The sequence below is a fragment of the uncultured Bacteroides sp. genome (assembly GCF_910586915.1).
Classification (GTDB): domain Bacteria; phylum Bacteroidota; class Bacteroidia; order Bacteroidales; family Bacteroidaceae; genus Bacteroides.
Genome location: NZ_CAJULN010000067.1, coordinates 1 through 10896, shown reverse-complemented (window position 1 = coordinate 10896; position 10896 = coordinate 1). Strand labels below are relative to the sequence as shown.

Genomic DNA, 10896 nt, shown 5'->3' with positions numbered 1-10896 from the left:
GGTGGGATACGTGACTCGTGAAATCATGTTGTTGGAGTTCTCCTCCTCCATCATGTGCTTGATTCTTGCAGGCAAAGTGGGCTCGAACATTGCTTCCGAGCTGGGAACGATGCGGGTGACACAGCAGATAGACGCGCTTGAGATAATGGGAGTCAATTCTGCCAACTACCTGATACTCCCCAAGATTTCGGCTATGGTGAGTGTCATTCCTATATTGGTGACCTTCAGTATCTTTGCAGGAATTATCGGAGCCTTTTGCACCTGTTGGTTTGCCGGAGTGATGAATGCGGTAGACCTCGAGTATGGGCTTCAGTATATGTTTATCGAGTGGTTCATTTGGGCGGGAGTGATAAAATCCCTCTTTTTTGCCTTTATCATAGCCAGTGTGTCCGCTTTCTTCGGATATACGGTGGACGGCGGTTCGACTGCCGTAGGAAAGGCTTCGACCGATGCCGTGGTGTGCAGCAGTGTGCTGATTCTGTTTGCCGATTTGGTATTAACTAAACTTTTGATGGGATGATTGAGATTAAAGGACTTTATAAATCGTTTGACGATAAGACGGTGCTGAATGATATCAATGCGACTTTCGAGAATGGAAAGACGAACTTGATTATCGGCCAAAGCGGTTCGGGCAAGACGGTATTGATGAAATGTATCGTAGGGCTGCTCACTCCTGAGCAGGGTGAAATTCTGTATGACGGGCGCAACCTGGTGACGATGGGGAAGAAGGAGAAGAAGATGCTCCGTAAGGAGATGGGAATGATTTTCCAAAGTGCCGCTCTTTTCGATTCGCTGTCGGTGCTGGACAACGTGATGTTCCCCCTCAATATGTTCAGCAATGACACATTGCGCGAGCGTACCAGGCGTGCCATGTTCTGTTTGGACCGTGTCAACCTGACCGATGCGAAAGATAAGTTTCCGGGCGAAATCAGTGGTGGTATGCAGAAACGTGTGGCTATCGCGCGTGCCATCTCGTTGAATCCGCAATACTTGTTCTGCGACGAGCCTAATTCGGGACTGGACCCGAAGACATCGTTGGTGATTGACGACTTGATTCACGATATTACGCAGGAGTATAATATGACTACCATCATCAATACGCACGACATGAACTCTGTGTTGGGAATCGGTGAGAAGGTGATATATATATTCCAGGGACATAAGGAGTGGGAAGGAACGAAAGACGATATCTTTACCTCTTCCAACGAACGGCTCAATAACTTTATCTTCGCTTCCGACTTGCTGCGCAAAGTGAAAGAGCAGGAAATGCAAAGCATGGAAGGGTAAGACTTACCGTTTAGAGCCTTCCGGAAGGGTTGACTATCAACTGTTTACAACGCATATATGACTGACTTCCAGCGCATATATGTCCAATCCGCAGCAGATATATGGCTGACTTCCAGCATCTATATATCCAACTTCTACCATCTATATGTCTTGCAAACAGCACGAAAAGGGGCTGTACATACCTCCTTCGTCGGGTGTGAAAAGGCGACGGATAATCATTTTGAAAAAACATGGGAGACAATAAAAAAACTTCTGTCATACTTGATGACAGAAGTTTTTTAGTTATATGGTATCAGGCGATTAAGCTCTGGGTCTTGCTTCTTTTACAACCATCGTGCGTCCCATGTATTCGGCACCGTTCAATTCGGCGATAGCTTTGGAAGCGGCAGCGTCGTCTTCCATTTCGACGAAAGCGAATCCTTTGGATCGGCCTGTTTCACGGTCCATAATAACTTTAACTGACGATACTGCTCCGTAATCTTCCATCACCTGTTGCAGATCTCCTTCCTTAACGCGGTAGTTAAGGTTTCCAACATAAATGTTCATAATGAAAATGATAATAATAAATTAAATGAATAAAACTCTCTGGACAGATGGTTACTAATAAAAGGATTAAAACGACAGAGAGTTTACAAAAGCGTTTTTGGAACGGAAGTAAAAACCTTGCAATCAAATCGAGAAACTAATGGTCCATCAATCCGCGGCAAAGAAAGGAATAATTTTTGGATTGACCATCTTTTTAGCGGTTTAATTTACAGAAAATGAGAAAAAAAGCAGATAAAGGCGGCAGGGAAGTTCTGTTTTTTAAAGAATTGCTTCGTCCGTATTCCGAATAGATGCGAAATAAATTATCAATGTCTTTTGAAAATTGAAAGATAAGCACTAATTTTGCACCCTCTTTGAGTATAGAACAAAGTATAAATCAAATAAATAATTGTCAGAATGAACGTTTCATTACAAAACATTGACAAAGTAAGCGCACTGCTTACTGTAAAAATTGAGAAAGCCGACTATCAGGAAAAAGTAGACAAAGAGTTGAAGTCACTCCGTCAGAAGGCACAAATTCCGGGATTCCGCAAAGGTATGGTTCCGGTGAGTCTTATCAAGAAAATGTATGGTAAGTCTGTAATTGCCGACGTAGTGAACAAAACATTGCAGGAAGCCCTTTACGATTATATCAAAGAAAACAAGGTGAACATATTGGGCGAACCGTTGCCTAATGAAGAAAAGATGCCCGTTGTCGACTTCGACACAATGGAAGAGTTCGAATTCGTGTTCGACATCGCTTTGGCTCCCGAATTCAAGGCAGAGGTAAGTGCGGAAGATAAAGTAGACTACTACACGATTGAAGTATCGGAAGAAATGGTCGAAAACCAGGTGAAGATGTACACTCAACGCACTGGCAAGTACGACACAGTAGATACTTACCAAGAGAACGATATGCTGAAAGGCTTGTTGGCTCAGTTGGATGAAGAAGGCAACACGAAAGAAGGCGGTATCCAGGTAGAAGGTGCAGTTATGATGCCTTCCTACATGAAGAACGACGAGCAGAAAGCCATCTTCGCCAATGCAAAAGTAAACGACGTATTGGTATTCAACCCGAATGTTGCTTATGACGGAAATGCAGCCGAATTGGGTTCCTTGTTGAAAATCGACAAAGAAATCGCTAAAGATGTACAATCCAACTTCAGCTTCCAGGTAGAAGAAATCACCCGTTTTGTTCCGGGCGAACTGACTCAGGAAGTGTTCGACCAAGCATTTGGCGAAGGCGTTGTGAAGACAGAAGAGGAATTCCGCGCTAAGATTAAAGAAGAAATCGCAGCAAGATTTGTAGCCGACAGCGATTACAAATTCCTGATTGATGCCCGCAAAGTGTTGACCGACAAGGTAGGCAAGTTGGAATTCCCCGACGCATTGCTGAAACGTATCATGTTGCTCAACAACGAAGAAAAAGGCGAAGAATTCGTTGCCGAAAACTACGACAAGAGCATCGAAGAACTGACCTGGCATCTCATTAAGGAACAGTTGGTAGAAGCAAACAACATCAATGTAGAACAGGCCGACGTGCTGAATATGGCAAAAGAGACAACAAAAGCACAGTTTGCCCAATACGGTATGTTGTCTATTCCCGACGATGTGCTCGACAACTACGCACAAGAGATGTTGAAGAAGAAAGAAACAATCAACAATCTGGTAAACCGCGTTGTCGAAACGAAGTTGGCTGCTGCCCTGAAAGCACAGGTTACTTTGGAAAACAAGAACGTTTCTATCGAAGAATTCAACAAGATGTTTGAATAATCGTTCGGACCGGATAGATTATAAAGTCATAGAAACACAGAGTTTTTATAAAACTCTGTGTTTTTTTGTTGTGTCTCTGTATTCTTTTTCGTTCCTTTGTGCCCACATTTGTTTTAAATTTGAAGAAAGGAAAATTTACATGGATGATTTTAGAAAATACGCGACCAAGCATTTAGGAATGAATGGCATGGTATTGGATGATGTGATAAAATCGCAGGCCGGATATTTGAATCCCTATATTTTGGAAGAAAGACAGTTGAATGTTACCCAGCTCGACGTTTTCTCCCGTTTGATGATGGATCGCATTATTTTTCTTGGTACACAGGTCGATGATTATACGGCAAATACGCTCCAGGCGCAACTGCTGTATCTGGATTCCGTAGACTCGGGCAAAGATATTTCTATCTATATCAACTCTCCGGGCGGAAGTGTGTACGCCGGACTGGGTATTTACGATACCATGCAATTTATCTCAAGCGATGTTGCCACCATCTGCACCGGTATGGCAGCTTCAATGGCGGCTGTCTTGTTGGTGGCGGGTGCCGAAGGCAAACGTTCAGCGTTGCCGCATTCGCGCGTGATGATTCACCAGCCGATGGGAGGTGCCCAGGGACAGGCTTCGGACATTGAAATCACAGCCCGCGAGATTCAGAAACTGAAGAAAGAACTTTATACGATTATTGCCGAACACTCGCATACGGACTTCGACAAAGTATGGGCCGACTCAGACCGCGACTACTGGATGACAGCCCAGGAAGCCAAAGAATACGGTATGATTGATGAGGTATTGATTAAAAAATAAACATGGCTGATTCAAGGACAAAGAAAAAGTGTAGTTTCTGCGGACGGTCGGAAAATGAAGTCAGTTTCCTTATAACGGGACTGAACGGCTGCATTTGCGACAGTTGCACCACCCAGGCTTACGAGATTACCCAAGAAGCATTGGGCGAAGGCAAGAAAAGCGCCGAAACTACCAAACTCAATTTAAAAGAACTACCCAAACCGGTAGAAATCAAGAAATTTATCGACCAATATGTAATCGGACAGGACGATGCGAAACGCTTCCTTTCCGTATCGGTCTATAACCATTATAAACGGTTGTTGCAAAAAGGCAGCGGCGACGATGTGGAGATTGAAAAGTCCAACATCATCATGGTAGGTAGCACCGGAACCGGAAAGACCTTGCTGGCACGTACCATCGCCAAGTTGCTGCACGTACCCTTTACCATCGTAGACGCTACGGTGCTGACGGAAGCCGGTTATGTGGGTGAAGATATTGAAAGCATTCTGACCCGTTTGCTCCAAGTGGCCGATTATAATGTGGCCGAAGCAGAACGCGGCATTGTCTTTATCGACGAAATCGACAAGATTGCCCGCAAGGGAGACAACCCCTCCATCACGCGCGATGTGAGCGGTGAAGGCGTACAGCAGGGCTTGTTGAAACTGCTCGAAGGCTCCGTGGTGAATGTTCCTCCTCAGGGGGGACGCAAACATCCCGACCAGAAGATGATACCGGTCAATACCAAGAACATCCTCTTCATTTGCGGAGGTGCTTTCGACGGTATTGAGAAGAAAATAGCACAACGGCTGAACACACACGTCGTAGGATACACCGCTTCGCAGAACACGGCCGTCATCGACAAGAGCAACATGATGCAGTACATCGCTCCCCAGGATTTGAAGTCATTCGGACTGATTCCTGAGATTATCGGCCGTCTTCCGGTGCTCACTTATCTCAATCCGCTGGACCGTAACGCGCTTCGTGCCATCCTTACCGAACCCAAAAACTCTATCATCAAACAATACGTCAAACTGTTTGAAATGGACAACATCAAGCTCACATTTGAAGACGCTGTTTTCGAATATATCGTAGACAAAGCGGTAGAATACAAGCTCGGTGCCCGTGGGTTGCGCTCTATCGTGGAGACAATCATGATGGATGTCATGTTTGAAATCCCTTCCGAGAGCAAAAGTGAGTATGAGGTGACGCTCGAGTATGCGAAACATCAACTGGAAAAAGCGAATATAGCACGTTTGCAAACCGCCTGAAATCAAAGCATCATACGGCCGATTTTGAATGATTCTGTATTTTCTTGAAAATATTAGTCACATTTTGCTTGGTAATTACGAAGTTGTTTATAACTTTGTTTGGCCCTCTCGAAAAAAGAGAGCTTACTTAAAGTTAAACCATGAACTGAATAAAACAACCTAAGTTAAGATGGCAAGGAAGATTAATTTAACAGATGAACTGAAAAAGTATTTCGGATTTAATAAGTTCAAGGGAAACCAGGAAACAATCATTCAGAATTTGCTCAATGGTAACGACACCTTTGTGCTGATGCCCACCGGTGGCGGGAAATCCTTATGCTATCAGTTGCCTTCGCTCTTGATGGAAGGTACGGCTATCGTGATTTCACCGCTCATCGCTTTGATGAAGAATCAGGTGGACGCCATGCGCAATTTCAGTGAAGAAGACGGCATCGCCCATTTTATCAACTCTTCATTGAATAAAGGTGCTATTGACCAGGTGAAGTCGGACATCCTTGCCGGAAAGACAAAATTGCTGTATGTGGCGCCCGAATCGTTGACGAAGGAAGAAAACGTTGAATTCTTGCGTTCTGTGAAAATCTCATTCTATGCAGTGGACGAAGCCCACTGTATTTCCGAATGGGGACACGACTTCCGGCCGGAATATCGGCGCATTCGTCCTATCATCAATGAAATAGGGAAAGCTCCGTTGATAGCACTTACTGCAACGGCAACGCCTAAAGTACAGCACGACATCCAGAAGAATTTGGGAATGATAAATGCCAAAGTCTTCAAATCTTCGTTCAACCGTCCGAACCTATATTATGAGGTACGCGCGAAGACTGCCAATATCGACCGGGATATCATCAAGTATATCAAAAGCAATCCGGAAAAATCGGGTATCATTTATTGCCTGAGCCGGAAAAGAGTGGAAGAACTTGCCGAAATCCTTCAAGCGAACGGTATCAATGCGCGCCCTTATCATGCAGGAATGGACTCGATGGCGAGAACCAAGAACCAGGACGATTTCCTGATGGAGAAAGTCGATGTCATTGTAGCTACTATCGCTTTCGGTATGGGAATCGACAAACCCGATGTGCGGTTTGTGATTCACTACGATATTCCGAAGAGTTTGGAAGGATATTACCAGGAGACAGGACGTGCCGGCAGAGATGGTGGCGAAGGCCAGTGCATAACCTTTTATACAAACAAAGACTTGCAGAAACTGGAGAAGTTTATGCAAGGAAAACCTGTGGCAGAGCAGGAAATTGGCAAGCAACTTCTGTTGGAAACTGCTGCTTATGCCGAATCTTCCGTATGCCGACGCAAGACGTTGCTACATTATTTCGGCGAAGAATATACGGAAGAAAATTGTGGAAATTGTGACAACTGTTTAAACCCTAAAAAACAAGTGGAGGCTCAAGAATTATTGTGTACCGTGATTGAAGCGATTATCGCGGTGAAAGAAAATTTTAAAGCAGATTATATAATAGACATACTACAAGGCAAAGAAACTTCAGAAATACAGGCGCATTTGCATGAAGACCTTGAAGTCTTCGGTTCTGGTATGGGCGAAGAAGACAAAACATGGAATGCAGTGATTCGTCAAGCTTTGATAGCGGGCTACTTGAGTAAGGATGTAGAGAATTACGGACTCCTGAAAGTGACCGAAGAAGGACGTAAGTTCTTGAAGAAGCCGAAATCATTCAAAATAACCGAAGACAACGACTTTGAAGAGGTCGAAGAGGAAGCACCGACACGCGGCGGTGGTTCTTGTGCCGTCGACCCGGCTCTTTACTCAATGTTGAAAGACCTGCGGAAGAAACTCTCCAAGAAGTTGGAAGTTCCGCCATATGTCATTTTCCAAGACCCCTCTTTGGAAGCGATGGCTACCATCTATCCGGTGACGTTGGATGAACTGCAAAACATTCCCGGTGTAGGTGCCGGAAAGGCAAAACGCTACGGTGAGGAGTTCTGCAAACTGATTAAGCGTCATTGTGAAGAGAACGAAATAGAGCGCCCCGAAGACTTACGTGTGCGCACGGTTGCCAATAAGTCGAAGATGAAGGTCGCTATCATCCAAGCCATCGACCGTAAAGTAGCGTTGGACGACATTGCTCTTTCCAAAGGCATTGATTTCGGTGAATTGCTCGACGAAGTGGAAGCCATCGTCTATTCGGGAACCAAATTGAACATCGACTACTTCCTGGAAGAAATCATGGATGAGGACCATATGCTCGACATCTACGATTATTTCAAGGAATCTACCACAGATAAGATTGACGATGCGCTTGACGAGTTGGGCGATGACTTCACCGAAGAAGAGGTTCGCCTGGTACGTATCAAGTTTATTTCGGAAATGGCTAACTAAATTTTTTGCACAGATACTTAAATAGCTTTCATCAGTTTCATCCGTTAGCAACTTAAAAACATAGGTTTGATAGTTGGGATGAAATTAGTGAAAGCTATTTTGTTTATAGACAAAAGAATTCTAAATTTTAAACTTCCGGAACTTTTTTAGAATATTATATCAATAAATCTCATTAGAAAACATTTCATTTACACATATTGTTGCCTTATTGGAATATGCACCTTCTATAAATATCATTCGATTTTTCTCGTAAAGTTTGTTTAAATTTACATCATTCAATTACTGTTTTAATGTTATGCATAGAAAATATTATGCATAAAAGCTATTGGTTATATTTGAATTAAATATATATTTGCACCATTAAATGAATTAATTTTTAAAAAGAATCATTTAATAAATCAATTAATATGGTTTGTGAAAATTTAGAGCTAATACATTATTGAATTTCATGTTCAATACTATTAGTCAATTTAATAATTCCTTAAATTTTTTACGTATGAGAAAAAGAACGATTAAGTTAATGAGTGCGGTGTTGTTTTTGTTCGGAATGTATGCCGGATATGTGCGGGCAACTCCTCTCGCTGGAATTCAGGAAGCACATACAATGATGCAGAACAATGTATGTAAAGGCGTTGTAGTAGATCAAAATGGTGAAACTGTTATTGGCGCGTCGGTTGTAGTCAAAGGTACTACGAATGGAACTATTACGGGAATAGACGGAGATTTCAGCATCTCTAATGCGAAAAAAGGCGATGTGATTGTTGTTTCGTATGTAGGATATGTGGATGCAGAAGTTGTGTGGGACGGTAATCCGCTTAGAATTACCTTGAAAGAAGATAATCAAACTTTGGATGAAATTGTGGTGGTAGGTTATGGAGTACAGAAGAAGGTTAATTTGACAGGTGCCGTATCATCCGTAAAAGGTGGTGAGTTAGAGACCCGTCCTGTAGTAGATGCTACCCAAAGTTTACAAGGTATGGTTCCAGGATTGCAGGTCAGCAACAACAGTTCGGGAAGACCAGGTGCTTCAGGTACGTTGAGTTTGCGCGGACAGGGAAACTTGGCAAACAATGCGAATCCTTATATTTTGGTAGATGGTGTAGAAATGGAACTGTCGGATGTCAATCCTAACGACATTGAGAATATTTCTGTACTGAAAGATGCTGCTGCTTGTGCCATTTATGGTGCACGTGCTGCTTACGGTGTCATCTTGGTTACTACCAAGAAAGGAACGGAAGGAAAGATGCGTACCAACTATCAAGGTACAGTAGGATGGAGTACTCCGACCGTGTTGCCTGACATGGTTAATTCGTTGGACTTCGTGAAGTTTTGGAACTACGGTGTGACCAATGCTGGCTCTGCTAATCGTGCCTACAGTGATGAAAAAATTGCCAATTTGGAAAAATATATGCGCGATCCGTTGAGTATGAATCCTTGGGCAGAACTTACACTGGGACAGTCGTTGAATGCTGCTTTCGAGAATTCGGAAAAAGGATTAGGCAACACTGATTATTTTGATCTTCACTACAAGAATTATAGCTTTAAGCATAACCATAATGTTAGTTTCAGTGGTGGTAGTAAGAAAGCACAGTATTATGTGTCGGGTGGATACTATAATGAGGAAGGAATCTTGCGTTATGCTGATATGGATTATACACGATATACGTTAAGTGCGAATATTAACTCCGAACTTACCAAATGGCTCAAACTGAAATTCAATACTAAATTTATGCATTCGGATAATAAGACACCATTCAGTCAGAGCAGCTCACTGGATGGTGGACTGAGTGAAGGTTTTTATCATAGTTTAGCACGTTTTCGTCCTACGGTATCGGCTGTTGACCCTAACGGTCATTTCACAGAACTCTCTTTGATTCCTTATTTGCAGAGCGGTACTTATACTGATACAAAGCGTGATCGTTTTAATATTACTACCGGATTTGAAGTAAAGCCGTTGAAAGATTGGATTATCTTCTTTGACTATACTTATAAACAACAGAATTTAGAATATGAAGCGTTGAATGTGGCTCCCTATATTTATGAACAAGATAACGTGACGCTAACCAAAGTTGCTCGTGCGGAAATGGGTGTGGCACAAGACGGTAAGTTTACCCGTGCTTATACCACCACTCGTTATCAGAGTATTAATCTTTATACCAATTATATGTTTTCGCTTGCCGATAAACACAATTTTGTAGTTATGGCAGGTTATCAGGAAGAAAACAATGATTACAGTTGGATGAAGAATTCCATTACCGGACTCTATTCCACTTCCAATCCGAATCTTGGGATGGGAACCGGTGATAAGACGGTGGTTGACACCCGTAACGGATGGGCTACACGCGGATTCTTCGGACGTATTAACTACGATTATGACGGACGTTATTTGCTTGAAGTGAACGGGCGTTACGATGGTTCTTCCCGTTTCGCTAAAGGAAACCGTTGGGGATTCTTCCCTTCTATTTCGTTAGGCTGGAACATTCATCGCGAGAGGTTTATGGAATCGACTGCCGATGTTGTTTCTAACTTGAAACTGCGTGCTTCGTGGGGATTGTTGGGTAATCAGGCCAATGCGGCGCTTTATACATTCTCATCCGATATGTCACTTAATGGCGGACTGGGTGGTTATATCTTTGCCGACGGGCGGCACATCTATACTAATCCGGCTGGCGTTATCGACCCTAAAACTACGTGGGAGAAAGTGGAAAGCAAGAATATCGGTCTTGATTTCGGATTCTTCAACAATGCACTGACCGGTACATTTGATATTTTCCAGCGCGATACAAAAGATATGTTGGGACCGGGAATGAAGTTCCCCGATATGTTTGGAGCTGCAGCACCCCAAACCAACAATGCCTGTATGCGTAACCGTGGTTGGGAACTTTCATTCAACTATCGTGGTAAGATAACCA

The 10896-nt window shown here is 43.2% G+C and carries 8 protein-coding genes; 7 read left to right on the top strand and 1 reads right to left on the bottom strand.

All coding sequences use genetic code 11. The annotated features are described in order from the left end of the window. Both QZ331_RS13860 and QZ331_RS13855 read left to right on the top strand, forming a co-directional pair. The coding region (locus tag QZ331_RS13860) for an ABC transporter permease (RefSeq protein ID WP_294631278.1) at positions 1 to 520 on the top strand (520 nt) is incomplete at its 5' end. Further along, positions 517 to 1287 (top strand): ABC transporter ATP-binding protein, encoded by a 771-nt coding sequence (locus QZ331_RS13855; protein ID WP_294631276.1) that lies wholly within the window; start codon positions 517 to 519, stop codon positions 1285 to 1287. The genes QZ331_RS13860 and QZ331_RS13855, both read left to right, overlap by 4 nt. A 300-nt stretch (positions 1288 to 1587) precedes the next feature. Here the strand turns inward: QZ331_RS13855 and QZ331_RS13850 are convergent, their stop codons facing one another. Beyond that, positions 1588 to 1833, bottom strand: coding sequence for an RNA-binding protein (locus QZ331_RS13850; RefSeq protein ID WP_294631274.1), 246 nt, complete (start codon positions 1831 to 1833; stop codon positions 1588 to 1590). Positions 1834 to 2229: 396 nt separating this feature from the next. Here QZ331_RS13850 and tig point away from each other — a divergent pair, with 396 nt between their 5' ends. The 5 genes from tig to QZ331_RS13825 form a co-directional block, all read left to right on the top strand. Then, positions 2230 to 3585, top strand: a complete 1356-nt coding sequence (gene tig / locus QZ331_RS13845) for a trigger factor (protein ID WP_294631272.1) — start codon at positions 2230 to 2232, stop codon at positions 3583 to 3585. Positions 3586 to 3724: 139 nt separating this feature from the next. Next, entirely contained in the window at positions 3725 to 4387 is a 663-nt protein-coding gene (clpP, locus tag QZ331_RS13840; protein ID WP_294631270.1) for an ATP-dependent Clp endopeptidase proteolytic subunit ClpP, read from the top strand. A gap of 2 nt (positions 4388 to 4389) precedes the next feature. Then, on the top strand, positions 4390 to 5634 hold the full coding sequence (gene clpX, locus QZ331_RS13835) for an ATP-dependent Clp protease ATP-binding subunit ClpX (protein WP_294631268.1): 1245 nt from the start codon (positions 4390 to 4392) through the stop codon (positions 5632 to 5634). A 169-nt stretch (positions 5635 to 5803) separates the two neighbouring features. After that, complete coding sequence (gene recQ, locus QZ331_RS13830; RefSeq protein WP_294631266.1) at positions 5804 to 7984, top strand: DNA helicase RecQ; 2181 nt, start codon at positions 5804 to 5806, stop codon at positions 7982 to 7984. A gap of 496 nt (positions 7985 to 8480) precedes the next feature. After that, the coding region (locus QZ331_RS13825) for a SusC/RagA family TonB-linked outer membrane protein (RefSeq protein ID WP_294631264.1) at positions 8481 to 10896 on the top strand (2416 nt) is incomplete at its 3' end.